The organism is Streptomyces sp. NPDC059816 (assembly GCF_042732055.1).
Taxonomy (GTDB): Bacteria; Actinomycetota; Actinomycetes; order Streptomycetales; family Streptomycetaceae; genus Streptomyces.
In genome coordinates, this window is the sequence record NZ_JBHWIQ010000004.1 from 369,506 (window position 1) to 393,120 (window position 23,615).

A 23,615-nucleotide genomic window follows, 5' to 3' on the forward strand; every position below is an offset into this window, starting at 1 on the left:
CATCGGGAAGGGTCTGGGGGCATGCAGCCACCGCGTGACCTGCGGGTCCGTCTTGTGGAGCGCCGCCACGTCGACCTGGTCCGTGTCGCGAGCGCCATCTGTCGCCGCGTCTGACGCGCCCCACCCCGCCCTGAGGCTCCCCCCTCAGCCTTCCGGTTGATCCGGCACGTCCCGAACCGCGCCTCCCCGCACCTCGGCGACCCCGGTCCCGGTTCCCCCACTTCTCGCGGCGCCACGCATCCCGTGGCGCCCGCCCCCCTGCCCTGGAGCACCCCTGTGACCTCCTTCGACCCCCCGCTGTCCCGACGCGCCTTCGGCGGTACGGCCGCCGGGGCCGCCGCGGCCCTCGGACTGTCCGCCACCGACGCCGCCGCCGACAGTGCCGCGACCCCGCCCGCCGAACGCCCGTTCCGCGCCGCCGGCAGGCCCGGACGCGGTGCCCGCCGCCCCAACGTGCTGTTCATCCTGGGCGACGACCTGGGCTGGGCCGACCTCTCCTCCTACGGCGCTCCGGAGATCCGTACGCCGCACCTGGACCGGCTCGCCCGGCAGGGCGTGCGCTTCACCGACGCGTACAGCGGCTCCGCGACCTGCTCGCCCACCCGCTTCAGCCTCTACACCGGCCGCTACCCGGGCCGTACGAAGGGCGGACTCGCCGAGCCGATCGCGAACCGGTCGGTGGGGCTCGAACCCACCCACCCCACCCTCGCCTCGCTGCTGCGCGACACCGGGTACCGGACCGCGCTGATCGGCAAGTGGCACTGCGGCTACCTGCCCGACTACAGCCCCACCCGGTCCGGTTGGGGGGAGTTCTTCGGCAACTTCGGCGGGGCGCTGGAGTACTACTCCAAGCTCAGCTCCCGCGGTGAGTACGACCTCTACGAGGGCGACGCCGAGTACCACGACCTGCGCTACTACACCCGCATCCTGACCGAACGGGCCGTCGAGTACGTCAGCCGCGACCACGGGCGCACCCCCTGGCTCCTCAACCTCAACTTCACCACCCCGCACTGGCCGTGGATAGCCGACGGCGACGAGGAGACCAGCGCCGAGATCGTCCGCCGCATCAAGTCCGGCGACGTGCGGGCGCTGCGGCACCAGGACGGGGGCTCGCTCGCGAAGTACCGGCAGATGGTCGAGGACCTCGACCGCTCGGTCGGCAAGGTGCTCACCGCTCTGAAGCGGTCCGGGCAGGAGGAGGACACCCTCGTGTTCTTCGCCAGCGACAACGGCGGCGAACGCTTCTCGTACAACTGGCCGCTCAGCGGCAACAAGGGCTCGCTCCAGGAGGGCGGCATCCGGGTGCCGTCGGTCCTGCGCTGGCCCGCGCGGATCGACGGCGGCCAGGTCAGCCGGGTCCCGGTGTACTCGCCCGACTGGACGGCGACCCTCCTGGACGTGGGCGGCGCCCGCCCCCACCCGGCGTACCCCCTGGACGGCGTCAGCCTCGCCGACTATCTGCTGGACGGCACCGAGGCCCCCGAGCGTGACCTGTTCTGGCGGGTCCGGGGCGAACGGGCGCTGCGCCGCGGCGACTGGAAGTACTACCGCGGCAAGGACGGCAGGGACCGCCTCCACGACCTGTCGGAGGACGTCCGCGAGCAGGCCGACAAGGCCCCCGTACGCCCCGAACTCCTGGCGGACCTGAGGTCCGCGTGGGAGCGGATCGACCGGGGCTTGCTGCCGTACCCCTCCCCGGCTTGAGCGGCCCGGTCGCAGCCGCTCGCTGACGGCTGCGACCAGGCCGACCGGCCTTGGCGACCAGGCCGATCAGACGGTGCCGAACTCCCCGTCCTTGACGCCTGCGACGAAGGCGGTGAAGGCGTGGGCGGGGAGGTGGAGTATGGGTCCGCTGGGGTCCTTGGAGTCGCGGACGGGGACGGTGCCGTTCGAGTACGCGAGGTTGGCGGCAACCTCGATGCAGGCGCCGCCGTTGCTGCTGTACGAGGACGTGAACCAGCAGGGGGATTCGGTCGTCACGGGGTGCCCTTTCGTAATTGGTTGATCATGTCAACCGATGCCGCCTGGGCGAGCGATTCGGCCTGCAACTGATGGTATGCCGTGAGCAAGTTCAGTACGGACTGGGTGCCACGCTCCAGATGGCCCTGATGCGCTGACTCTGCGTACGACAAGACGGAGAGGTTCCGCATGGTCAGGATGTAGAGCGGAAGATCGAACGCTCGTCGTTCACCGAGTTCGTACGGGGCCACTTGGAAGATCGTGGAAGGTAGCGCGGCGAACTCCTCCAGGCGGCGCAACTGCGCCGCCATGACTTTGGGTCCGCCGACTGGCCTGCGGATGCAGCTCTCGTCCAGCACGGCGTGGACCATCGGTGCCGGGCTGCGCTCTAGTGAGGCTTGCCGCCGAGCCAAGAGTGACAGTCGCTCTTCTGCTTGTTGCTCGGTGATCGCTCCTCGTTGCACGGCACCGGAGGCAATGGCCGCTGCATACTCGGGCGTCTGGAGCAGCCCGGGCACAATCCCCAGCTCAAACAGCCTGATCTCGATCGCGCGCTCTTCGTGGACGACGAACTGGGGGAACCCATCCAGGATCGCCGTCTGACGTGCGCGTTGGCTCAGTTGTTCGAACCTGTTGCCAGTCCCCAAGATTCTGTCAGCGTTCCGAGCAAAATGGGGAGTTGGGGATCGACGGCCAGTTTCCACGGCAGAGATATGCGTTCCGGAGCACCGAAGCTGCTTAGCTAGCTCGTCCTGCGTCCACCCACGTTCATCCCGCAGCATGCGCAACCGTTGCCCGAACAGGGCATTAGGCGACTGGTCAGGGTCAAGCTCTTTACGGTTCAAGGTGTTTCACCATTCCCCAAGCAGATTCCGCAAGTTGAAGACCTAGCCACCCTAGGTCACGCTGAGCACTCCTGGTAGCAGAGTCGCTACGAAGAGGAGTCGCTTTCGTGTCTATTGACGAACTCCGGGTCGGTGACCTCGCGTTCGACACCGTGCGGGGTGTCGTGGGGGTGGTCATGGATGTGACGTGGGGTCCGGTGTACCTCCGTCCGCCGCGTGGGGGCCTGGAGTGGCACGTGTGTCGTGAGGACGTGCGTGTGGCGACGGTCGTGGACCGGCTCCGGCCCGCGCTGGTGGAGTCGAACGTACGCAGCAGTCGGGGTGGTGGGCTGCGGTGAGTCGGAGGTTTCGTCACATCGAGTGGACGTTGAGGCGGTTGGACTTCTGGGGGGCGCGTGCGTATGTGCAGTGCGTGTCGGGGTCGCCGTCGTGTGGTGCGGTTCCGCCGCCGGGGCCGGAGAGTCGGTCGGACGAGGGTTCGTTGCGGTGGGCCGAGTTGCACTTCCGGGAGACGGGTCATCGTCGGTTCGACCGGGCGCTGTTCGAGACGGTGCAGTGGGACCCGCCGCAGGACGTGGACCCGCGCACGTTCCCCGGGGTGGAGACGTAGTGACACGTGACGCGCTGCTCGGCGGGCCGCCCGCCGAGTCCGGTGCGCACTGTTGCCTCTGCGGTTGCTGGACCGCGGCTCCCGTGGTGATCGGGTACGGCAGCCAGAGCGGCGCGAACTTCGTCACGCACCGGGTCTGCCCCCGCCACGTGAACACCCCGGGAACGTGCACCGCGAACCACGACGCGGACGGCTGACCCGCGCCGCTTAGCATGGGGCGATGGACGAGATCGATGGTGTCGAGGTCGTGGCGTTCGTGGACGACGAGGCGTTCGACGGCTGGCTGGGGACGCACCACGCGCGGCACGAAGGCGTGTGGGTCAAGGTCGCCAAGAAGGGCTCCGGGATCGCGTCCGTGACGTCCGACGAGCTGGTCGACGTGGGCCTGTGCTGGGGCTGGATCTCCGGTCAGCGGAGGTCGCTCGATGCGTCGTCCTACCTACAGAAGTACGTGCCGCGGCGCCCCAGGAGCCTGTGGTCGCAGGTCAACGTCGACAAGGTGACCGTGCTGGCCGCCGCCGGTCGGATGCGCGAGCCGGGCTTGGCCCAGGTGCGCAAGGCGCAGGCGGACGGACGCTGGGCCGCAGCGTACGCACCGCAGTCGACAGCGGACGTGCCCGAAGAGCTGGCGGCGGCACTCGCTGCGGACCCCCGAGCGGCCAGCGCCTTCGCCGCACTCGAAAAGACCGCGAAGTACCTGGTGATCCTGCCCCTGCTCCAGGCGCTGACCCCGGAGGCCCGCGAAGCCGCGGCGGAACGCGCCGTGCGGGCGCTGGTCGCGGGCGCGTAGCGGGGGAGCGATAGGGGCGCGGGGAACCGCGCGAACGCACAGCGTACCCGCGCCGAACCGCCGCCCCGCAGGGAAGCGCACTCGAAGGGGGCATAGGGAACTGCGCGGGCAACCACAGCGCACCGCGCGGAACACGGCACCCTTGGCAGGCGCACCGTCAGGGACAAAGTCGCGCCCACCACCCGAGACGAAGACAAGATCGCTATTTCGTCGCGATGGCGTAGACGCTGCCCCACCGGCGCTTGGGGTTGGCCAGGGCAGGGTCGAAGGTCCAGGGCTCGACGGTCGTGAAGCCCGCCTCGGTGAAGAGCTGGATCAGCTTTTCGTGGTCGTAGGCCCACAGGTGCGGGGTGTACTTGAGGTCGTCGTCCTGGTCGCGGAAGACCAGGTTGACGAGGTCGAGGTAGGTGTTGATATCCCCGAGGCAGTTCCGTTTGCCGTACCAGCGGCTGATCATCTTGTCGGCCTCGCGTAGTGGCCCGGGGTACTGGTTCAGGACGAATCCGGCGTCGGGGACGCCGGTGATGATCCGGCCGCCCGGTGCGAGTACCCGGTGGGCTTCGTGGACGTAGTTCTTGGCGGAGCGGGGATAGTCGATGTGCTCCAGGAAATGCTCGGAGAAGATCAGGTTCACCGTGTCGTCGTGCAGGGGGATGCCTTCGCGGATGTCCCAGAGGAGATCGGCCGGCGGGACGAGGTCGATGTTGTAGAAGCCGTCGGCGAGGTGGGTTCCTCCTCCGATCTGGACACGGGCGGGCTTCTCGTCGATACGGCCGCTGGGCCAGGCACGCTGGCTGGCGTGGTGGTAGCGGTGGAGAACAAGCTCCTTGGCCGCCGTGCGCAAGGTGCGGGCCAGGCCGTGGGTCGTCGTGGGTTCGGCCAGGACGGCGGCGATCTGCTTGCTGAGGAGGTCGGTGGAGGGCATGGGGATGTAGCTCATCGCGGGGTCTCCTACGCGTGAGGCTGTTCAGGGGCGGGGAACGTGTCCGCAGAGGGTGGCGCTGGTTAGACAGCGCTAGGGGCCGGTGGGGCCCACTGGTTGTTGCGCATCAGGGTGTACTTGATGTCCACCAGTCGCGGGGCGATCGTCAGCGAGAGCTGCTCGGTCGGGTGGAGGCGGCCGGCGTCGTCCTGCTCGGCCCGCCATACGCGGTAGTCGAGGTTGGGGTAGGCGGGATTGATACCGATCTCGCCTTTGGGCATCGTGCCGTTGAACGGCGCGACGATGTCCATGTGGTTCCAGTAGTTCCAGGCTTGCAGCGCCTTGTACTGGTCGAAGTAGAAGTAGAAGTCCGGATAGCGGCCGAAGGTGCGCAGCTCCCGGTGGATGAGGTGACCGAGGAGAGGCCCGAGCGGGGTGGCCAGGTCGTCGAATTCCCAGCGTGTGCGGTGCCAGCCGTCGGGTGCCTCGCCGAGGGCGAGGAGCCGGGCGGCGACAAGGTAGCTGATCCGCTCGACCAGATAGGTGCTCGCATGGTCCGCGTCGATGGTCGGGTCGACCTGATGTAGGAGCGTGGCGAGCTGTTCGGGGCGGGGGCGGAACTTCGCCAGATCGAACTTCCCTGCCATGGCGGGGAAGGAGGCGAAGAGCATTTCCTTGTAGAGCCAGTTGTTGAGCTCTCCGAGTTCGGCCAGCCGCTGAGTGTGCCGTGACGTCGAGTGGAGCATCAGGTACTCCGCTACCGCCTCGAAGTACAGGTAGCCGAGGATCGGCAGGCGCGGGATGGTCTCGTCGAGCTGGCGGAAGAACAGCTCGGGGGCGACGCGCGTCCCCTGGTGGGCCACGGAGGCGGCTGTGGCGAGGAAGGCGGCCGAGTTCTTGACGCGGCTGACGACGGTCTCGCGCAGGTGGTGGCGTTCGGTCTTGCTCAGCAGGTATTCGAGGTGGCTGTAGATCCGCAGGTGGATGAGGCCCAGTCGCAGATAGTCCACTCCTGCGAGTCCTTGGTACGCCTGCGGCGGCGGATCGATCTGGAAGATCAGGGGAGTGGGGATGCGGTCGGTGACGCCGAGCTTGGCCAGGAAGGTCGGCGCCTCCTTGGTGAGGACGTAGGAGGCTAGATTGTGCATGCGGAAGCCCTGGCCGGTCTCGGTGAGCGGTGCGCAGTAGATGCTTCCGACGAGGCAGCCGCCGGACGGGTACAGCACTCCCTGGCGGCTGATCTCCTCCAGGGCGTGCGTGACGTGGAGCAGGTGCAGCTTGCCCTTGCCGCTGAGGGCATCGAAAAGGGCGTTCTGACGCAGCAGCCTGCCGTTGGGCGTCTGCTCGGCCAGCCGCTTGTCCCAGGCGTCGGCCTGCGCCGCCAGCGGATCGCTGATGTGTGCCGAGCTGGGGACGAGCGCGGAGTCGAAGAACGCGTGAGCGTCGGCCCACAGGTGATAGGCGTCGAGGAAGTCCACAGGTCACACCAGCCCTGTTTCCGCCAGCGCGTACCGGACGGACTCGGTTCCGCTGGCACCGGCCAGGTGTGCCGTTTCGGAGATGACCATGAGCTCGAAGGCGAGGGCCCTGAACTGCTCGAAGGCGGGTACCCGTACGTGCCGGGCGTCGGGCCACCAGGTGAGCTTCGGCAGGCGGTAGCGGTCGAGAGCGTCGGCGGCCTTGACCACGTCGCAGATGTGCTCGGCGCGCTGGTGGTCGGTCCGATCGTCGGCGCTGAAGGCGTCGTACGGCACATCGTGCAGCCGGACGGCCGTGGCCGCCCGCACGATCCGGCTCGGTACGGCGGTGAGGCCGAAGTGGCCCCACACGGTGTCCGCGTTCGCCGCCAGCCACAGGGCGGCACGTGCACCGTGGCCGCGGTCGTCCTTGTCATGTAGCCGCTGCCAGTCATGGACAGCGGCGGCCACCACCGCAGTAACGGTGTCTTCGTCGTCCAAGCCCTGCTCCTCGGCCAGCAGGGCGGCGAGCGCAGTCACCCGCATGCTGTGTCTGATGCCGTGGATCGATTCGTACACATGCGGCTCGGCCAGCCATCTGGCCGGTAACGCCCCCTGCCGAAGGAGTTCTTTCGAGGCCGGCCGAAGGGTGATGCTTGGTACCGAGCTGAGGTCGGGACGGTGTTCCCTGATCCAGTCGATGGTTGCCCGGTCCATGTACTGGTGGAGCGGCAATCGTCCCTGGGCCGCCAGGTCGACCAGGCTCGCGGTCGCTGAGGTCGTGCTCATCCGTGCCCACCCCCTTTGGTGGTCTACAGCTGTGACGTGCTCCTACCGGAGGGGCGCTGCCTGCTGCTCCCGCTCCTTGCGCTCCCTCTCGGCGGCCTCGAAGGCGGCCGTGAAGTCGGCCAGCTCCTGCTCGGTCATCAGCGCCACGCCCAGCTCGGCGGCGACATCGGCAATCCGCGCCGCTGCCTCGGTACGAGCCGCGTCGGGCGCACCGTCATCCAGCAGCAGTTCGAACTCGGCGTGGTACCCCCATGCTTCGCTCCACTTGACCGCGATCTCCACCCCGCCGAAGCGGAAGTTGTGGCGCAGATTGAATGCCTCGTGCATCGCGGTATCGAAGCCGAGCGCGTTGAACACCTTCACCGCTGCAGCCACGTCGGCGGGCGCGATGGCGAATTCGGTCTCCTCGAAGGCAACGCCCCGGCCGATCCTGCTCCCCTTGAGGGTGATCTTGGCGGTCCCGACCGCGGTGTTGTCAGTGACCTTCAAGAGCTGGTCGGGGAGGACATAGAAGTAGATGTGCTTGTCGTCCTGCCCAAGGTCCTCGCCGCCCTCTTTGAGACGGGCGACGAGTCGGTCATGGGCTTCCTTGTCGAAGCGGGCGCGCATCTCGATCTCGACTGCCATGGAGTGTTTGTCTCCTCGGTTTGGGCATGGAGGTGCCGGCCGAATCAGGGCCGCAGAGGCCCGTTCGGTTTCGACAGCGCGTGTGGAATTGGTGATCAGGGAGGGTGATGCGGCCGTCCGGGACCGCAGCCGCATCACCCAAGGTGGAACATCGGACGGGGTCAGGTCAGGTCGCCGAAGCGCCCCTTCACCACACCCGAGTGCAGGTAGGTCGGCAGCGGAACTCCTCCCACGGACGTCCGGGTCGCGGCCACCTGCTCCTCCGTCTCGCTGGGGAAACCCTCCAGCAGTCGGAGGCACTGCTCTACCCATTCACGGGAGGCAGGCCAGTCCCCCAAGTCGCGATGGCGAACCGCCATCGCGTACGAGGTCTCGGCCGCCGCCCACCGATCGGTGGCCAGCTCACGCTGGAAGATCGACTCCAGCTCCTCGGCAGAGGCCAGGCGGGTCTGGTTGGTCATGATGCCCTCTCGAATCAGACGGTTCTACCCCAGTAGTGATCAACGCGCAGGCGCCCCCGCAGTGACGCCGTGAACCACCGCTAATAGGTGTAGATCTCGGCCAGCGTCCGATAGTCCTGCAGTTCCTCCTTCTCGAACCACAGCTCGACTTCCTGCTTCGCCTCATCCCGGTTGCCGGAGGCGTGCACGAGGTTGGCCACGGCCTTTCCGGACGCGATGCTGGCCGCAGAGCTGTAGTGGGAGAAGTCGCCGCGCACCGTGCCGGCCGGAGCCTGGTTCGGGTACGTACTGCCGACGATCTTCCGCACGGTGGCGATGGCGTCGAACCCTTCCAGCACCAGGGCAATGACCGGCCCCTGCTGCATGAACGTCGAGGTGACGCTGTAGACCTCCGAGCCCAGCCGCTCTTCGAGGTCGAAGTAGTGGCGCCGGGTGAACTCTGCGTCCATCTGCTTCATCTTGACGCCGACGACCTTCAGCGCCGCGTCTTCGAAGCGCGAGATGATCCTGCCGGCCAGGCCGCGCACCAGCGCGTCGGGCTTGAGCAGGACGAGCGTGCGCTCGGCGGTCTGTGCTTGATCCTCGGCCATTTGTTCCCTTTCGCCTTACTGGCAAGCTGACATGACGGTCGCTCAGCCGTCATGTGCCGAGGTTACCGGCGCAGAACCAGCGGCTCGGACGGCCGGTCGTTCCCCCGAACTGACGAAACGGGGGAACGCTGCTGGACAGCACCGAAGGGATGGCGTACGAGCCAAGTTCTCCGTCTTCCCTATCCGCTGTTGAACCTCACCTAAGATCTTCCTGGGCTCGTTCAGCACCTGTACCAACTCCGCGCGTGGCCGCTTCAGGCACCGGGTCGGTCCACCGGATGGCACCGTGGACTCGATGGCATTGATTCTCCCCAGGCGCTGTCGGTACGACCATGAAGTGCCAGTGCAGTGACAGTGCATCTTCGGCGCGCGAGTCCCGCACCGAGTGCAACGGCGACGGAGGGGCGAAGGTGGACGTGATCAAGGTGTGGAACGGTCACTACGCCTGCCAGTTGCAGTCCGCTCTGCGTCTCACCAATGAACAGTTCGCCGCCCAGCTCGGTGTGGCCGTCAGAACGGTCGCCACCTGGCACTCCGATCCAGCTGTTGTGCCCCGCAGAGAAATGCAGCAGCTTCTCGACACGGTCCACGAGCAGGCCCCGCCGTCGGCCAGACAGCGCTTCTCGCTGCTGGCCGCAGGCAGGAGCGGCGACGGGGCCGGTGCGGGGACGGTTGGCGCTCAAGCCCTTCGTGTCGCCATCGCTGTGGTCACTCGCGAGGACAGCGTCCTGCTGGTCTGCCGCCGGGATGATGATGCGACGGGCATCACCTGGCAGTTTCCGGCCGGTGTGATCAAGCCCGGGGCGAAGGCCGAGACGGCCACCGTGCGGGAAACGCTGGATGAGACCGGTGTCCACTGCGCGATCAGGCAGCAGCTCGGAACCCGGCTGCACCCCGTGACCGGCGTGCTCTGCGAGTACTTCCTGTGCGAGTACCTCGCAGGTGAAGCCACCAACAGCGACACCGTCGAGAACATCGATGTGATGTGGGTGCCCAGAAAATCGGTGACCCGCTTCATCCCCGTCGATACGATCTTCCCACCCATCCTGGCCATCCTGGAGGAGCAGACGTGACACAGCAGAACGCTGACGAGCGGCCCGGGATCGCCGCGGCCATCGTCGTACACGACAGCCGAGTGCTGATGGTGCGGCGTCGGGTCAGTGAGGGCCAACTCTCCTGGCAGTTTCCCGCCGGGGAGGTCGAGCCCGGTGAATCGCGGGAGAACGCTGCCGTACGGGAGACCCACGAAGAGACCGGGCTGAAGGTAAACGCCCTCAAGCTGCTCGGCGAGCGCGTCCACCCGGCGACCGGTCGACTGATGTCCTACACCGCCTGCGAAGTGGTCAGCGGCACCGCGCACGTCGCTGACACCGAAGAGTTGGACGAACTCGCCTGGGTCGCCCACTCAGACATCCCCCAGTACGTTCCGTACGGACTGTTCGAACCGGTCCAGCAGCACCTGGACGCCACCCTCGCCTGACGTCGCCACTGGTTGACTCGGCGGAGCTTTGGGTCGTGTCCCTTCACTCGATCCTCACCTGGTCCATGGTGTTCGGCGTCCTGCGCGAGTAGCACGGCAGCGCACCCCACAGAACAGCGCACCGCCAGCTGACCGCCCCCGAAGGGCGCGGGGAACTGCGCAGTCCCCCAGCGCACCGCACGGGACAAAGCACCCCCGGCGGGCCGCTCCGAAGGGGGCGCGGGGAACGGCGCGAGCAACCCCCACGCACCCGCACGGGACAACGCACCGTACGAGGAAACCCCGGGGGTGCGGAGGCCCAACCCCCCGCACCCCCAGGCGCGCTGTCAGCCGGCCGCCCCGTCCGCGACCTGCGCACGCAACGCCCGCTCCACCCCGGACCGCGCCTCGGACACGAGCCGCGCGAGCCCCGCCCCGGGCCGCGCGGCCGACACCCACGCGTCCGTCGCGTCGACGGTCCCCGCGGAGACCTGGAGCGCCGGGTACAGACCCACCGCGACCTGCTGGGCCATCTCGTGGGACCGTGCCTCCCACACCCCGGCGATCGCCTCGAAGTACTTCGCCGTGTAGGGCTCCAGCAGCTCCCGCTGGTCCGTCTGCACGAACCCGCCGATCACGGCCTCCTGCACCGCGTTCGGCAGCGCGTCGGACTCCACGACGGAGGCCCACGCCTCGGCCTTCGCCTCGGCGGTCGGCCGGGCGGCCCGCGCGGTCGCCGCATGACGCTCGCCCGCCGCCGTGCGGTCCCGCTCGTACTCGCCGGCGATCTCCGTCTCGTCGAACCGGCCGACCGCCGCGAGCCGCTGCACCAGCGCCCACCGCAGCTCCGTGTCGACGGCGAGGCCCTCGATCGTCTGGGTGCCGTCCAGGAGCGCGTCGAGCAGGTCCAGCTGCTCGGGGGTGCGCGCGGTCGCCGCGAACGCCCGCGCCCACGCCAACTGGTGGTCACTGCCGGCCTCGGCCGCCCGCAGGTGCGCCAGCGTCGCCTCGGTCCACCGGGTGAGCCCGGCCTCCCGCCAGCCGGGCGCCGCGTACAGGTCCAGGGCGAGCTTCGCCTGCCGCTGGAGCGACTGGACGACGCCGATGTCGGACTCCTTGGCGATGCCGGACAGCACCAGCTCCAGGTACTCCCGGGTCGGCAGCTCGGCGTCCCGGGTCATGTCCCAGGCCGAGGCCCAGCACAGGGCGCGCGGCAGCGAGTCGGCGAAGTCGCCCAGGTGCCCGGTGACGTACGCCAGCGACTCCTCGTCCAGGCGGACCTTCGCGTACGACAGGTCGTCGTCGTTGAGGAGGACTACCGCGGGCCGTGCGGTGCCCACGAGCTGCGGTACGGGGGTCAGCTCGCCGTCCACGTCCAGCTCGATCCGCTCGCCGCGCACCAACTTCCCCGCGGCGTCCGGCGCGTACAGGCCGATGGCGATGCGGTGCGGGCGCAGCGTCGGCTCGCCCTTCGCGCCGGCGGGCAGCGCGGGCGCCTCCTGCCGGACCGCGAAGGAGGTGATGACGCCGTCCGCGTCGGTCTCGATCTCGGGGCGCAGGACGTTGATGCCGGCCGTCTCCAGCCACAGCTTCGACCAGTTCTTCAGGTCCCGCCCGGAGGTCTCCTCCAGCGCGCCCAGCAGGTCGGACAGGCGCGTGTTGCCGAAGGCGTGCTGCTTGAAGTACTGCTGCACGCCCTTGAAGAACTCGTCCCTGCCGACGTACGCGACGAGCTGCTTGAGGACGGACGCGCCCTTGGCGTAGGTGATCCCGTCGAAGTTGACGAGGACGTCGTCCAGGTCACGGATCTCGGCCATGATCGGGTGCGTCGACGGCAGCTGGTCCTGGCGGTACGCCCAGGTCTTCATCGAGTTCGCGAACGTGGTCCACGAGTGCGGCCAGCGCGAACCGGGCGCGTCCGCCTGGCAGGCGATGGAGGTGTACGTGGCGAAGGACTCGTTCAGCCACAGGTCGTTCCACCACTCCATGGTGACCAGGTCGCCGAACCACATGTGCGCCAGCTCGTGGAGGATCGTCTCCGCGCGCACCTCGTACGCCGCGTCCGTCACCTTCGACCGGAACACGTACTGGTCGCGGATGGTCACCGCGCCCGCGTTCTCCATCGCGCCCGCGTTGAACTCCGGCACGAACAGCTGGTCGTACTTGGCGAAGGGGTAGGCGTAGTCGAACTTCTCCTGGAACCAGTCGAAGCCCTGCCGGGTGACCTCGAAGATCGCGTCCGAGTCCAGGAACTCGGCCAGCGACGGACGGCAGTAGATGCCCAGCGGCACGGACTGCCCGTCCTTCTCGTACACGCTGTGCACCGAGTGGTACGGGCCGACGATCAGGGCCGTGATGTACGTGGAGATCCGCGGCGTCGGCTCGAAGGCCCAGACGTCGTCCTTGGGTTCCGGGGTCGGCGAGTTGGAGATCACCGTCCACCCGGTGGGCGCCTTCACGGTGAACTGGAAGGTGGCCTTGAGGTCCGGCTGCTCGAACGACGCGAACACCCGGCGCGCGTCCGGCACCTCGAACTGCGTGTACAGATAGGCCTGCTGGTCCACCGGGTCGACGAAGCGGTGCAGGCCCTCGCCGGTGTTCGTGTACGCGCAGTCCGCGACCACCCGCAGCTCGTTGCGCCCGGCCAGCAGGCCCGGCAGCGCGATCCGCGAGTCCGCGAAGACGGTCGCCGGGTCGAGGGCGGTGCCGTTCAGGACCACCTCGTGCACCGTGGGGGCGACCAGGTCGATGAAGGACCCGGCCCCCGCCTCGGAGCTGTCGAAGCGGACGGTGGTCACCGAGCGGTAGGTGCCGCCCTCCTGCGCGCCGCTGAGATCGAGGTCGATCCCGTACGAGTCCACGGTGAGCAGGGAGGCGCGGCGCTGCGCTTCCTCACGAGTCAGATTCGTGCCAGGCACGCGGTCATCTCCTAGGTCGCATGACGATTCGTGACGTTTCCCGTCATCCTTCCACGGCTTTCGGACCACCCGCCCGGGGATATCCGGCTGCCGCCCGGGCCGGCCACGACGTCCGAAATCCGCCGGGAAGGTGCCCGTACCCACGGCACGCTGGGGTCATGACGATCACCGAGCTCCGATACCGACCCGGGCCCATCGACCCGGCCGCGCTCGCCCGGCTGCGGACCACCGACGACGCGGGCCGCCCCTGCGCCGGCCACGTCGATCCGGAGGGCGGCGCCCCGCTGCGCTGCTGTCTGCGCCGCAGCCGCGCCGGCGAGTCGATCGCCCTGGTGGCGTACGCGCCGCTGCGCCGCTGGGCCGCCGAGCGCGGGGCGTCCCCGGGGGCGTACGACGAGCAGGGCCCCGTCTTCATCCACGCCGAGGAGTGCGGCGGCCCGGCGGCCGGGGCCGTCGGCTACCCCTTCGCCCGCCCCGGGGTGCTGCGCACCCTGCGCCGCTACGACGCCGGGGGTCGGATCGTCGGCGGGCGGCTCCTGGAGGTCCCCGAGGACGACACCCGGGGTTTCGACGTGGCGCTGGACGAGGCGTTCGCCGATCCGGCGGTCGTGCAGGTGCACGTCAGGGCCGTGGAGTACGGCTGCCTGCTCTTCACCGTGGACCGTCCGACCACGTAGGACACGGGTCGGGACGCGGGCCGGTGGTCCGGCGCCCCGGCCGGTTGGCGGTAGGGCCGTCGCGCGGTCGGGCCCCGGGGTGCGTCGCCCCGGGCCCTTGACAGTCGCCCCGCACGGAATGAATATTCATTCCGTGCCCCGTCCTTCCCCTGACCTCGCCTCCCGACTCCTCGACTCCGCCCTCGTCCTCTTCGCCGAACGCACCTACGAGGGCACGCAGATGCCCGCCGTGGCGCAGCACGCGCAGATCGGCGTGGGGAGCATCTACCGCTACTACCCCAGCAAGGAGGCCCTCGGCAACGCCGTGTTCCGGCACGCCAAGGGAGGCCTGCTCGCCGAGCTGCACGCGGTCACCGCGCAGCGCGCCGCCTCACCCCGGGAGGAGTTCGCGCAGGTCTGGCGGGGCTTCGTCCGCTTCGCCGGGGCCAACCCGGCGGCCTTCGCCTTCCTGGACCACCAGCAGCACGACACCTTCCTCGACGCCGAGAGCCGTGCGGTGGCCGCCGAGATCGACGCCTTCGCCGCGGACTTCATCGAACGGGGCCAGCGCACGGGCGCGATCCGCGAGGGTGCCGCCCCCGTGCTCGTCGCGCTCGCCCTCGGCGCGTTCGGCGGTCTGCTGAAGAGCATCCGCCCCCTGCCCGTCACCGATCTGCCCCCCGAGGCCCTCGCCGACGCCGAATCCGCCGTCTGGGACCTCCTGCACCGGAAGCCGTGAACCGTGACCGCACTCGCCCCCGCCCTCATCACCGGCTGCTCCTCCGGCATGGGCCGGCAGACCGCCCTCGCCCTGCACCGCAAGGGCCACCCCGTCTACGCCACCGCCCGCCGCCCCGACGACCTCGCCGCACTCGCGGCCGAGGGCATCACCACCCTGGCGCTGGACGTCACCGACGAGCAGTCGATGGCCGCCGCCGTGACCCGGGTGGAGGAGGAACACGGCGCGGTCGGCGTCCTGGTCAACAACGCCGCCTACGGACTCCACCTCCCCGTCGAGCTCGCCGGCCCCGAAGAGGTCCGGGCCCAGTTCGAGACCAACGTCTTCGGGGCGGTCCGCCTCGTGCAACTGGTCCTGCCCGCCATGCGGGCCGCCGGCAGCGGGCGGATCGTCAACATCTCCTCCATGGGCGGACGGTTCTCCCCGCCGGGCGGAGGTTTCTACCACGCGACCAAACACGCCGTGGAAGCCCTCAGCGACTCGCTGCGCCTGGAGGTCGCCCCCTTCGGGATCAAGGTCGTCGTCGTCCAGCCGGGCCCCACCCTCACGGACTTCGCCGGCACGGCCGTCACCACCATGCACGGCCCCGCCGACCACGACCCGTACGGGACCTTCCGCGCGGAACTCGCCGACATGTACGCCCACAAGACGTTCACCCGCCGGGGCGGCGCGGTCCCCGTCGAAACGGCGACCAGGACCATCGTCCGCGCCGCCACCACGGCGCGCCCCCGGGCCCGCTACGCGATCGGCACCGTGGCCCGGACGGTGATGACCGCGCGCCGGCTGCTGCCCGACGCCGCCTTCGACGCGATGCTGCGCCGCAGCTTCCCGCTCCCCCTGCATGCCCCGATCCGTCAGTCGCCTTCCAAGCGGAAGTCGAAGACGGAGGAGTCGAAGTGGCTGTAGCCCTCGTAGTCCACGAGGTCGTACAGCTCCCGACGGTGTTGCATCTCGTCGAGTCGGCTGGTCAGCGACCCCTGGTCGAGCAGGGTGTGCAGACCGCGGTCCGCCGCTCCCATGGCCAGCCGCAGCAGCGAGACGGGCCAGATCACGATGTTGACCCCGACGTCCCTGAGCTGGTCGACGGTGAACAGTTCGCTCTTGCCGAACTCGGTCATGTTCGCGAGGATCGGCACGTCGACCGCCGCGCGCACCCGGGCGAACTCGTCCAGGGTGCGCAGCGCCTCCGGGAAGATCGCGTCCGCACCGGCGTCCACCAGTTGGCGCGCCCGCTCGACCGTCGCCTCCAGACCCTCGACCGCCCGTACGTCGGTGCGCGCCATGATGAGGAAGTCGGGGTCGCGCCGGGCGTCGACGGCGGCCCTGACCCGTCGCATCGCGCTGGCCGCGTCCACGACCTGCTTGCCGTCGAGGTGACCGCAGCGCTTGGGGTTCACCTGGTCCTCGATGTGCAGACCCGCGAGGCCGGCGTCTTCGAGTTCCTGGACGGTGCGGGCGACGTTCATCGGTTCCCCGAAGCCGGTGTCGGCGTCGGCGAGCGTGGGCAGGTCCGTGACCCGGGTGATCTGGCGGGTGCGGCCGGCGACCTCGGTGAGCGTCGTCAGCCCGATGTCGGGCAGCCCCAGCTCGGCGCTGAGCACCGCCCCCGACACGTAGACGCCGTCGAATCCACGGCGCTCGATCAGCCGCGCCGACAGGGGGTTGAAGGCGCCGGGCAGCCGGAGCAGTTCACCGGAGGCCAGCCGTGCGCGGAAGGCCCGGCGGACCTCCGCATCGGTTCGCTTCGTGTAGAGCATCGACGGCTCCTCAGAAGATTCCGGGGAGGCCGGCGGGCGGCAACTGCCCCGCCCCGGCGACGAAGGTCAGGTCGCGGACCTCGTCCGCACCCAGTTCCGGCAGTCGCAGCGCCAGGTCGAGGAACCGCTTCACCTCGACCTCCCCGAGGACGGGCGTCGCCAGGGTGCGGAACTTCTCGACGTAGTCCTCCCGGCCGAAGGGACGGGCACCGGCGGGGTGCGCGTCCGCGACGGCGATCTCGTCCTCGACGGTGCGTCCGTCGACCAGCGTCACGACGATGCGACCGCCGTAGGACTGGCTGTCGCCGCCCGCGTGGTACCGCTCCGTCCACACCGGGTCCTCGACGGTGGTGATCTTCTGCCACAGGGCGACCGTGTCGGGGCGCGCGGCCCGCTCGGGGGCGTACGAGTCCACGTGGTGCCAGCGCCCGTCCTGTAGGGCGACGGCGAGGATGTAGGGCAGGGAGTGGTCCAGCGTCTCGCGCGAGGCGTACGGGTCGTACTTCTGCGGGTCGTTCGCGCCCGACCCGATGACGTAGTGCGTGTGGTGGGATGTATGCACGACGAGGGATTCGACCTTCGCCGGGTCGGCCACCTCGGGGTGCTCCCGGAGCAGTTTGCGGGCCAGGTCGATCCACGCCTGGGCCTGGTACTCGGCCGAGTGCTCCTTCGTGTAACTGAGCAGGATGGCTTCCTTGGCCTCCCCCGGAGCGGGCAGCGGCACCTCGTAGCGACCCTCCGGTCCGTCGAGCAGCCAGGCGATGACCCCGTCCTCGCCCTCGTAGATCGGCGCCGGGCTGGTCTCGCCGCGCATCGCCCGGTCCACCGCCTCGACCGCGAGCTTGCCCGCGAAGCCGGGCGCGTACGCCTTCCAGGAGGAGATCTCGCCCTTGCGGGACTGCCGGGTCGTGGTGGTGGTGTGCAGGGCCTGACCGACGGCCTGGTAGACCACCTCGGTGGACAGGCCGAGCAGGGTGCCGATGCCGGCCGCGGCCGACGGGCCGAGGTGCGCGATGTGGTCGATCTTGTGCCGGTGCAGGCTGATGGCGCGCACCAGGTCGATCTGCAACTCGTAGCCGGTCGCGATGCCGCGGACCAGCGCCTGTCCGTCCATGCCGGTGTGCTGGGCCACCGCGAGGACCGGCGGGACGTTGTCGCCGGGGTGGGAGTAGTCGGCGGCCAAGAAGGTGTCGTGGTAGTCGAGTTCACGGACGGCGACCCCGTTGGCGTACGCCGCCCACTCGGGGCTGGTGCGCACGTCGGGGCCCAGGCCGAAGACCGTGGCGCCCGCGCCGCCGCGGCTCGGTGCGTGCGACAGCGCCTGGGCACGCGCCGAGGAGGGGGCCGAGCGTCCTATGGAGGCGGCGGCCACCGCCGCGTTGTCGATGACGCGGTTGACGATCATCTCGACCACGGGGTCGGTGACTTCGACCGGGTCGGTGGCAACCTGCGCCATTTTCCAGGCCAGTTGCTCCTCGCGCGGGAGGTTCTCCTCGCTGCGGTGGGACCTGAGGGAATGGTTGTTCATCGGGGTTTCTCCGTTGTGCTGGTGGGATGGTGCTCCTCGAACGCGTCCCGCTCGGCGGGACGCCAGGACTGGCGGAAGTGCTCCACGCCGTTGTGCAGATGGACGTGCGTGGCGTGGCGGGCGAGCGCGGCGTCACCGCGGGAGATGGCCCGCGCGATGAGCGCGTGCTCCGCGGCGGAGGCTTCGAGCCTGGCCTGGGAGTGGCCGGCCATGCGCCGCACCCGGGCGACGTGGGTCCGTAGGTTCTCCATCGCGTCGATGAGGAACGAGTTGTCCGTCGCCTGGTTGACGGCCTCGTCGAAGCTCCGGATGAGCGCGAAGTAGTCGCTCACCTGTTCGTCGGAGACGGCGGGTCCCCGTAGGACGGCGTTCCACCGCGCGAAGCTGTCCTCGAAGGCGGCGAAGATCGCGGATTCGCCGCGGGCGGCGGCGAGTTGGGCGGCCTGGGCCTCCAGGCAGGCGCGCAACTCGAACAGGCTGCGCACATCACGGTCGTTGACCTGGGTGACCACGACGCCGCGTTTGCCGGACGGCTCGACGAGCCCCTCCGCGACCAGCCTGCTCAGTGCTTCGCGGACCGGTGTGCGGGACACCCCGAGCCGCTCGGACTGCTCCACTTCTAAGAGGGGAGCGCCGGGGGGCAGGTCGCCGTCGAGGATCTCCGACCGCAGCTGTGCGTACGCACGTCCTGCGGCGGTGGGGGATGGGGTCGGCATGAGCCGGAGTGTATACACGGCTGAGGCGCTTGGTCACGAGCGGGGCGCAAAGTGAAGAGAACTCTTGTGGACACCCCTTGGCGTGTATACATTCCGTCTCTCAAGAGAGCCCACCCTCCCCAGTCGAGAGACAAGGTCGTCTCAATGAAGAACACCCGCGTTGCCGTCGCCATCGCCGTGGTCGCCGTCACTTCCCTGAGCGCTTGCAGCGACTCCTCGGGTGACAAGAAGGACGGAGAGGCCCAGGCGATCAACCGCCTGGAGATCATCGCGCCCGCGGCGCCCGGCAGCGGCTGGGACCAGGCGTCCCGCGCGACCCAGGAAGCGCTGAGATCCGCCAAACTCGCGAAGTCGCCGGAGGTGAAGAACGTTCCGGGGGCCTCCGGCACCGTCGCCCTCGCGCAGGTCGCGCCCCAGAAGGGCAAGGAGGACCTCTGGATAGCCTCGGGGCTCGCCATGATGAGCGGCATCATCAGCAACGGCACCAACGTCACGCTCGACAACCTCACCCCGCTCGCCCGCCTCATGGGCGAGTACGAGGTCATCGTCACGCCGAAGGACTCGCCCTACAAGTCCGTGGAGGACCTGTTCAAGGCGATCAAGGACAACCCGAAGTCCGTCTCCATCGCGGGCGGCTCCGCCGGTAGCGCCGACCACATCTACGTCGGTCTGCTCGCCAAGTACTACGGCGTCGACCCCGCCGAGGTGAACTACGTCCCCTACAGCGGCGGCGGCGAGGCGACCACGGCGATCCTCGGCGGCAAGGTCCAGGCCGGCGTCTCGGGCCTGAGCGAGTTCTCCGCCCAGGTGGTCGAGGGCAACCTGAAGGGCCTCTACGTCTCCTCGCTGGAGCCCGTCGAGGGGGTCAAGTTCGCCGAGACCGCCCTCGACGTCAGCCCGACCCTCGAATTCCAGAACTGGCGCTCGATGATGGCCCCCGCCGGCCTCGACGACGCGACCAAGGACAAGTACGTCGACGCGCTGAAGACGATGCACGGCTCGGCGAACTGGAAGGGCGCGCTCAAGAAGCACGCCTGGAACGACAACTTCATCGCCGGTGACGAGTTCGCGACCTGGCTCAAGGAAGAGAACACCCGGGTGAAGGAAGTCCTCGACCAGCTCGGCCTGTCCAAGAAGTGACCGCTCCTTACTGGTGGGTGCCCGACGAACGGCGGGCACCCACCCACCTCGGCGTGAGAAAGGCACACCCATGAGCACCCGCTCGACATCTCCCGAGTCCTCCCCCACTCGGCCCCGCGAACACCGCAGGGCCGCCTTGGGAGAGTGGGCCATCACCGCAGGACTCCTGGCCATCGGGGTGGTCATCCTGCTCGACGGCCTCGGGCAAGCGGCCTCGACGTCCGCATCTGGGGTCGGCGCCGGCTTCACGCCGAAGGTGGTCGGCGTCCTGCTGATCGCGCTCTCGCTGGCGCTCGGCGTTCAGGTGGCCCGGGGTCGGCGCGGTGAGGCCGACTCCGGAGAGGGCGACGTCGACGTCCGCAACACCCGGTGGATACCGCTCGCCGTGTGCGTGGCCGCCGTGCTCATCTTCATCGCCGGTGTCGAATCGCTCGGCTACGTCATCGTCTCCGCGCTCGCGTTCTGGCTCACCGCCTGGGCCATGGGCGCGCGCAGCCACCTCAAGTCGGCGGGCATCGCGGTCGTGCTGTCCCTCGTGGTGTACCTCGTCTTCACCCGGGCCCTCGGCATCTCGCTGGCCCCCGGCGTTCTGGAAGGGGTGCTCTGATGTCGGGTTGGGATGGACTCCTCCACGGGCTCTCGCTCGCGGTCACCCCGGAGAACCTGCTCTTCGCGCTGATCGGCACCATCGTCGGCACGCTCATCGGCGTCCTGCCGGGCATCGGCCCCGCGCTGACCATCGCCCTGCTGCTGCCGATGACCTACGGCCTCGAACCGGCCTCCGCGTTCATCATGTTCGCCGGCATCTACTACGGCGCCATGTACGGCGGATCGACCACGGCGATCCTGCTGAAGACCCCCGGCGAGTCCGGCTCGGTCATCACCGCGATCGACGGCAACAAGATGGCCCGACGGGGGCGCGGCGCCGCCGCCCTCGCCACGGCCGCCATCGGGTCGTTCATCGCCGGCACCATCGCCACGCTGCTGCTGGCGTTCTTCGCGCCGTGGATGGTCAAGGTCGCGGTGCACCTCGGAGCCGAGGACTACTTCGCGCTCATGGTGGTCGCCTTCCTCACCGTCAGCGCACTCGTGGGCGGTTCGCCGCTGCGTGGACTCGTGTCAATGACGCTCGGCCTGGGCGTCGGACTCGTCGGACTCGACTTCCAGAGCGGTCAACAGCGCCTGACCTTCGGTGAGGTGTCCCTCCTCGACGGGATCGACACCGTCGTGCTGATCGTCGCGCTCTTCGCCCTGGGCGAGGTGCTCTACGTCGCCGCGCACCAGACGTCGAGCCGCTTCGACGTGATGCGGGTGAACAAGGGCAAGAGCTGGATGACCCGCGACGACTGGCGGCGCGCCTGGCGGCCGTGGCTGCGCGGCACCTCCATCGGCTTCCCGCTCGGGGTGATCCCCGCCGGCGGCTCCGAGATCCCGACGTTCCTCTCCTACACCCTCGAACGCAAGCTGTCGAAGCGTCCCCAGGAGTTCGGACAGGGCGCCATCGAGGGCGTCGCCGGACCCGAGGCCGCGAACAACGCCAACGCCGCCGGCACCCTGGTGCCGCTGCTGACCCTCGGCATCCCGACGTCCGCCACGGCCGCCGTCATCCTGGTCGCCTTCCAGCAGTACGGCATCCAGCCCGGTCCGCAGCTGTTGGACACCCAGTCGGCGCTGGTCTGGGGCCTCATCGCCAGCCTGCTGATCGCCAACGTGATCCTGCTCGGCCTGAACCTGCCGCTGATCGGCCTCTGGGTGAAGATCCTGGAGATCCCGAAGCCCTACCTCTTCGCCGGCATCATGGTCTTCGCCCTGCTCGGCACCTACGCCGTGAACGGCAGCGCGTTCGACGTCGGGGTCCTGCTCGTCTTCGGAATCGCCGGTTACCTCATGCGCCGGTTCGGCTTCCCCGTCTCGCCCATGATCGTGGGGGCGATCCTCGGCCCGCTGGCGGAGGTCCAGCTGCGCCGGGCGCTCGACATCGCCGGCGGCGACGTCACCACGCTGGTGTCCACGCCGTTCACGATCGTCGTCTACGCCACGCTGGCCGTGGTCCTGCTCGGAGGGGTCCTGCTCCGCAGGCGGCCCGCCCGGTACGAAGCCCCCGCCGGCGCCGCCCACGCGCAGACCCCCGCCGGTCCCGCCGTCCCGGTCGCCCCCACCACCCCCGCAGCCTCCACCACCCCCGCAACCCCCGTCCCCCCTGCTGCTCCCACTGCCCCCACGACCCCCGCTGGCCCTCAGGCCCCCCAGGCCCCCACCGCGCCCCAGCATCCCGAGGCCCCCCAGTCTCCGGAACCCCCGGAGTCCCCGGGCCGCTGAGCACCGCACACCCCTGCACGCGTCCCACTCGTACGCGGCGTTGTTCCCGGGCCCGAGCGTGCTGAGCCTGGGGACATGACCACCGACCTGAGTGGACCACCGTCCGCCGCCCGCCCCCTGACTCCGGCCCGGGGGCGGGCCGCCGTTTTCGCCACCGCAGCCGCCACCTTCACCGTCGTCACCACGGAGATGCTGCCCGTCGGCCTGCTGAGCCCCCTGGGCGCGGGGCTCGGCGTCCTGGAGGGCACGGCCGGGCTCGCCGTCACCCTGCCGGGCGTCGTCGCCGCCGTCACCGCCCCGCTGTTCCCGACGCTCGCCGGCCGCCTCGACCGCCGGAGCCTGCTGTGCGGGCTGCTGCTGTTGTTGGCCGCCGCCAACCTCGTCAGTGCGCTGGCCCCCTCCTTCGGGGTGCTGCTGGCCGCCCGGGTCGCCGTCGGCGTTGCCATCGGCGGGGTGTGGACCGTCGCCGCCGGACTCGCCCACCGACTGGTGCCCGCGCCCTCGGTCGCCCGCGCCACCGCCGTCGTCTTCAGCGGCATCGCCGTCGCCTCCGTGCTCGGCATCCCGGCGGGCGCACTGATCGGGGACGTCGCGGGCTGGCGGTGGGGGTTCGCCGCGGTCGGCGCCCTCGCCGTCCTCGTCGCCGTGCTGCACGCCGTCCTGCTCCCGCCGCTGCCCGCCGGGGCGGCCGTCCGACCCCGCGAGATGACCGCCCTGCTGGGGTTGCCGGCCCTGCGCACCGGGCTGCTGGTGGTCGCCCTCCTGGTGACCGGACACTTCGCCGCCTACACCTACGTCCGGCCGGTACTGGAACGGGTCGACGGGATCGACGCCGGCGCGCTCAGCGCCCTGCTGCTCTGCTACGGGGTCGCCGGCGTCATCGGCAACTTCGTCGCCGGAACGGTCGCCGGACGCTCACCGCGGCGGTCCCTGCTCGGCATATCGGCCGTGCTGGCCCTGGTGGTACCGCTGTTGGCGGCGGCGGCCGGGAACGCCGTGCTCTCCGTGGTGCTGCTGGTGGCGTGGGGCCTCGCGTACGGAGGGGTCTCGGTGTCGGCCCAGAGCTGGTTGGTCGGGGCGCTGGGGGACGGGGGCGCCCGGGCCCGGGAGGCCGCGTCCGGTCTGTTCGCCGGCGTCTTCAACTCGGCGATCGCGCTGGGCGCCGCGGTGGGCGGCGGGTTCGTCGACGCCCTGGGCGAGGCCAGCGTGCTGGTCCTCGCCGGTACGACGGCCGCCGTCGCCCTCGCCCTGCTCGCCCTGCGCCCGACCGGACGGCGCACCACCGGCTAGCACGACGGCCGTTCACCCGGCACCGTGCCCGTTCCCGCGGGCG

At 69.8% G+C, this 23,615-nt stretch carries 27 protein-coding genes; 15 read left to right on the forward strand and 12 right to left on the reverse strand.

Annotation, left to right across the window (positions count from 1 at the left end):
- The first annotated feature begins 21 nt into the window (after window positions 1-21).
- Together ACFV88_RS08235 and ACFV88_RS08240 are read left to right on the forward strand one after the other, a co-directional pair.
- On the forward strand, window positions 22-114 hold the full coding sequence (locus ACFV88_RS08235; protein WP_385487318.1) for a putative leader peptide: 93 nt from the start codon (window positions 22-24) through the stop codon (window positions 112-114).
- A gap of 162 nt (window positions 115-276) precedes the next feature.
- Window positions 277-1,704: a sulfatase gene (locus ACFV88_RS08240; protein ID WP_385487320.1), complete on the forward strand. Its 1,428-nt coding sequence runs from the start codon at window positions 277-279 to the stop codon at window positions 1,702-1,704.
- Window positions 1,705-1,770: 66 nt separating this feature from the next.
- Here ACFV88_RS08240 and ACFV88_RS08245 read toward each other — a convergent pair whose 3' ends face one another.
- Both ACFV88_RS08245 and ACFV88_RS08250 read right to left on the reverse strand, forming a co-directional pair.
- Window positions 1,771-1,980: a DUF397 domain-containing protein gene (locus ACFV88_RS08245; RefSeq protein ID WP_385487322.1), complete on the reverse strand. Its 210-nt coding sequence runs from the start codon at window positions 1,978-1,980 to the stop codon at window positions 1,771-1,773.
- Complete coding sequence (locus ACFV88_RS08250; RefSeq protein WP_385487324.1) at window positions 1,977-2,804, reverse strand: Scr1 family TA system antitoxin-like transcriptional regulator; 828 nt, start codon at window positions 2,802-2,804, stop codon at window positions 1,977-1,979. The genes ACFV88_RS08245 and ACFV88_RS08250 overlap by 4 nt, the downstream gene beginning before the upstream one ends.
- Before the next feature lie 107 nt (window positions 2,805-2,911).
- Between ACFV88_RS08250 and ACFV88_RS08255 the strand changes: the two genes are divergently transcribed.
- From ACFV88_RS08255 to ACFV88_RS08270, 4 genes are all read left to right on the forward strand, one after another.
- Complete coding sequence (locus ACFV88_RS08255; RefSeq protein WP_385487326.1) at window positions 2,912-3,142, forward strand: hypothetical protein; 231 nt, start codon at window positions 2,912-2,914, stop codon at window positions 3,140-3,142.
- Window positions 3,143-3,285: 143 nt separating this feature from the next.
- Window positions 3,286-3,414: a hypothetical protein gene (locus ACFV88_RS08260; protein ID WP_385487328.1), complete on the forward strand. Its 129-nt coding sequence runs from the start codon at window positions 3,286-3,288 to the stop codon at window positions 3,412-3,414.
- Window positions 3,414-3,611 carry a hypothetical protein gene (locus ACFV88_RS08265; RefSeq protein WP_385487330.1) on the forward strand — a complete coding sequence of 66 codons (198 nt, stop codon included), beginning with the start codon at window positions 3,414-3,416 and terminating at the stop codon, window positions 3,609-3,611. Before ACFV88_RS08260 ends, ACFV88_RS08265 begins: the two co-directional genes overlap by 1 nt.
- A gap of 23 nt (window positions 3,612-3,634) precedes the next feature.
- A complete protein-coding gene (locus ACFV88_RS08270; RefSeq protein ID WP_385487332.1) occupies window positions 3,635-4,204 on the forward strand; it encodes a YdeI family protein in 570 nt (189 codons plus the stop codon).
- A 202-nt stretch (window positions 4,205-4,406) separates the two neighbouring features.
- Here the strand turns inward: ACFV88_RS08270 and ACFV88_RS08275 are convergent, their stop codons facing one another.
- The 6 genes from ACFV88_RS08275 to ACFV88_RS08300 all read right to left on the reverse strand — a co-directional run bounded on the left by ACFV88_RS08275 (window position 4,407) and on the right by ACFV88_RS08300 (window position 9,050).
- Window positions 4,407-5,144, reverse strand: coding sequence for a class I SAM-dependent methyltransferase (locus tag ACFV88_RS08275; RefSeq protein ID WP_385487334.1), 738 nt, complete (start codon window positions 5,142-5,144; stop codon window positions 4,407-4,409).
- 65 nt (window positions 5,145-5,209) lie between these two features.
- Window positions 5,210-6,604 (reverse strand): hypothetical protein, encoded by a 1,395-nt coding sequence (locus ACFV88_RS08280; protein ID WP_385487335.1) that lies wholly within the window; start codon window positions 6,602-6,604, stop codon window positions 5,210-5,212.
- Window positions 6,605-6,607: 3 nt separating this feature from the next.
- Complete coding sequence (locus ACFV88_RS08285) at window positions 6,608-7,372, reverse strand: hypothetical protein (RefSeq protein WP_385487337.1); 765 nt, start codon at window positions 7,370-7,372, stop codon at window positions 6,608-6,610.
- 42 nt (window positions 7,373-7,414) lie between these two features.
- Window positions 7,415-7,999, reverse strand: a complete 585-nt coding sequence (locus ACFV88_RS08290; protein ID WP_385487339.1) for a hypothetical protein — start codon at window positions 7,997-7,999, stop codon at window positions 7,415-7,417.
- 161 nt (window positions 8,000-8,160) lie between these two features.
- Window positions 8,161-8,460, reverse strand: a complete 300-nt coding sequence (locus ACFV88_RS08295) for a hypothetical protein (protein WP_385487341.1) — start codon at window positions 8,458-8,460, stop codon at window positions 8,161-8,163.
- Between the two features lie 80 nt (window positions 8,461-8,540).
- Window positions 8,541-9,050, reverse strand: a complete 510-nt coding sequence (locus tag ACFV88_RS08300; RefSeq protein WP_184570136.1) for a nucleoside-diphosphate kinase — start codon at window positions 9,048-9,050, stop codon at window positions 8,541-8,543.
- 410 nt (window positions 9,051-9,460) lie between these two features.
- On the opposite strand from ACFV88_RS08300, the gene ACFV88_RS08305 reads away from it, so the two are divergent.
- Both ACFV88_RS08305 and ACFV88_RS08310 read left to right on the forward strand, forming a co-directional pair.
- Window positions 9,461-10,123 carry an NUDIX hydrolase gene (locus ACFV88_RS08305; protein ID WP_385487343.1) on the forward strand — a complete coding sequence of 221 codons (663 nt, stop codon included), beginning with the start codon at window positions 9,461-9,463 and terminating at the stop codon, window positions 10,121-10,123.
- Window positions 10,120-10,530, forward strand: coding sequence for an NUDIX hydrolase (locus ACFV88_RS08310; protein ID WP_385487345.1), 411 nt, complete (start codon window positions 10,120-10,122; stop codon window positions 10,528-10,530). Before ACFV88_RS08305 ends, ACFV88_RS08310 begins: the two co-directional genes overlap by 4 nt.
- A gap of 326 nt (window positions 10,531-10,856) precedes the next feature.
- Here ACFV88_RS08310 and pepN read toward each other — a convergent pair whose 3' ends face one another.
- Entirely contained in the window at window positions 10,857-13,427 is a 2,571-nt protein-coding gene (gene pepN / locus ACFV88_RS08315; RefSeq protein ID WP_385487347.1) for an aminopeptidase N, read from the reverse strand.
- 158 nt (window positions 13,428-13,585) lie between these two features.
- On the opposite strand from pepN, the gene ACFV88_RS08320 reads away from it, so the two are divergent.
- From ACFV88_RS08320 to ACFV88_RS08330, 3 genes are all read left to right on the forward strand, one after another.
- Entirely contained in the window at window positions 13,586-14,104 is a 519-nt protein-coding gene (locus tag ACFV88_RS08320; RefSeq protein WP_385487349.1) for a DUF1203 domain-containing protein, read from the forward strand.
- Window positions 14,105-14,237: 133 nt separating this feature from the next.
- Window positions 14,238-14,822, forward strand: coding sequence for a TetR/AcrR family transcriptional regulator (locus ACFV88_RS08325; RefSeq protein WP_385487351.1), 585 nt, complete (start codon window positions 14,238-14,240; stop codon window positions 14,820-14,822).
- Between the two features lie 3 nt (window positions 14,823-14,825).
- Window positions 14,826-15,728: an SDR family NAD(P)-dependent oxidoreductase gene (locus ACFV88_RS08330; RefSeq protein ID WP_385487353.1), complete on the forward strand. Its 903-nt coding sequence runs from the start codon at window positions 14,826-14,828 to the stop codon at window positions 15,726-15,728.
- Here ACFV88_RS08330 and prpB read toward each other — a convergent pair.
- The 3 genes from prpB to ACFV88_RS08345 are packed head-to-tail and all read right to left on the reverse strand — an operon-like array spanning window position 15,677 to window position 18,823.
- On the reverse strand, window positions 15,677-16,579 hold the full coding sequence (gene prpB / locus ACFV88_RS08335) for a methylisocitrate lyase (protein ID WP_385487355.1): 903 nt from the start codon (window positions 16,577-16,579) through the stop codon (window positions 15,677-15,679). The two genes, ACFV88_RS08330 and prpB, sit on opposite strands and share 52 nt — an antisense overlap.
- A 10-nt stretch (window positions 16,580-16,589) precedes the next feature.
- On the reverse strand, window positions 16,590-18,107 hold the full coding sequence (locus ACFV88_RS08340; protein ID WP_385487357.1) for an MmgE/PrpD family protein: 1,518 nt from the start codon (window positions 18,105-18,107) through the stop codon (window positions 16,590-16,592).
- Window positions 18,104-18,823, reverse strand: coding sequence for a GntR family transcriptional regulator (locus ACFV88_RS08345; protein WP_385487359.1), 720 nt, complete (start codon window positions 18,821-18,823; stop codon window positions 18,104-18,106). The genes ACFV88_RS08340 and ACFV88_RS08345 overlap by 4 nt, the downstream gene beginning before the upstream one ends.
- A gap of 144 nt (window positions 18,824-18,967) precedes the next feature.
- Between ACFV88_RS08345 and ACFV88_RS08350 the strand changes: the two genes are divergently transcribed.
- The 4 genes from ACFV88_RS08350 to ACFV88_RS08365 all read left to right on the forward strand — a co-directional run bounded on the left by ACFV88_RS08350 (window position 18,968) and on the right by ACFV88_RS08365 (window position 23,572).
- Entirely contained in the window at window positions 18,968-19,963 is a 996-nt protein-coding gene (locus tag ACFV88_RS08350; RefSeq protein WP_385487361.1) for a Bug family tripartite tricarboxylate transporter substrate binding protein, read from the forward strand.
- A gap of 70 nt (window positions 19,964-20,033) precedes the next feature.
- Window positions 20,034-20,570: a tripartite tricarboxylate transporter TctB family protein gene (locus tag ACFV88_RS08355; protein WP_385487363.1), complete on the forward strand. Its 537-nt coding sequence runs from the start codon at window positions 20,034-20,036 to the stop codon at window positions 20,568-20,570.
- Complete coding sequence (locus ACFV88_RS08360; protein ID WP_385487365.1) at window positions 20,570-22,282, forward strand: tripartite tricarboxylate transporter permease; 1,713 nt, start codon at window positions 20,570-20,572, stop codon at window positions 22,280-22,282. The genes ACFV88_RS08355 and ACFV88_RS08360 overlap by 1 nt, the downstream gene beginning before the upstream one ends.
- Window positions 22,283-22,357: 75 nt before the next feature.
- Complete coding sequence (locus tag ACFV88_RS08365) at window positions 22,358-23,572, forward strand: MFS transporter (protein ID WP_385487367.1); 1,215 nt, start codon at window positions 22,358-22,360, stop codon at window positions 23,570-23,572.
- Window positions 23,573-23,615: the final 43 nt, after the last annotated feature.

Bases quoted from the DNA above. Each gene is read 5' to 3' on its own strand.
- ACFV88_RS08300 (WP_184570136.1), bottom strand. From the start codon at position 9,050: ATGGCCGAGGATCAAGCACAGACCGCCGAGCGCACGCTCGTCCTGCTC.
- prpB (WP_385487355.1), bottom strand. From the start codon at position 16,579: ATGCTCTACACGAAGCGAACCGATGCGGAGGTCCGCCGGGCCTTCCGC.
- ACFV88_RS08235 (WP_385487318.1), top strand. From the start codon at position 22: ATGCAGCCACCGCGTGACCTGCGGGTCCGTCTTGTGGAGCGCCGCCAC.
- ACFV88_RS08290 (WP_385487339.1), bottom strand. From the start codon at position 7,999: ATGGCAGTCGAGATCGAGATGCGCGCCCGCTTCGACAAGGAAGCCCAT.
- ACFV88_RS08295 (WP_385487341.1), bottom strand. From the start codon at position 8,460: ATGACCAACCAGACCCGCCTGGCCTCTGCCGAGGAGCTGGAGTCGATC.
- ACFV88_RS08275 (WP_385487334.1), bottom strand. From the start codon at position 5,144: ATGAGCTACATCCCCATGCCCTCCACCGACCTCCTCAGCAAGCAGATC.
- ACFV88_RS08355 (WP_385487363.1), top strand. From the start codon at position 20,034: ATGAGCACCCGCTCGACATCTCCCGAGTCCTCCCCCACTCGGCCCCGC.
- ACFV88_RS08360 (WP_385487365.1), top strand. From the start codon at position 20,570: ATGTCGGGTTGGGATGGACTCCTCCACGGGCTCTCGCTCGCGGTCACC.
- ACFV88_RS08365 (WP_385487367.1), top strand. From the start codon at position 22,358: ATGACCACCGACCTGAGTGGACCACCGTCCGCCGCCCGCCCCCTGACT.
- ACFV88_RS08285 (WP_385487337.1), bottom strand. From the start codon at position 7,372: ATGAGCACGACCTCAGCGACCGCGAGCCTGGTCGACCTGGCGGCCCAG.
- ACFV88_RS08270 (WP_385487332.1), top strand. From the start codon at position 3,635: ATGGACGAGATCGATGGTGTCGAGGTCGTGGCGTTCGTGGACGACGAG.
- ACFV88_RS08350 (WP_385487361.1), top strand. From the start codon at position 18,968: ATGAAGAACACCCGCGTTGCCGTCGCCATCGCCGTGGTCGCCGTCACT.
- ACFV88_RS08320 (WP_385487349.1), top strand. From the start codon at position 13,586: ATGACGATCACCGAGCTCCGATACCGACCCGGGCCCATCGACCCGGCC.
- ACFV88_RS08345 (WP_385487359.1), bottom strand. From the start codon at position 18,823: ATGCCGACCCCATCCCCCACCGCCGCAGGACGTGCGTACGCACAGCTG.
- ACFV88_RS08340 (WP_385487357.1), bottom strand. From the start codon at position 18,107: ATGAACAACCATTCCCTCAGGTCCCACCGCAGCGAGGAGAACCTCCCG.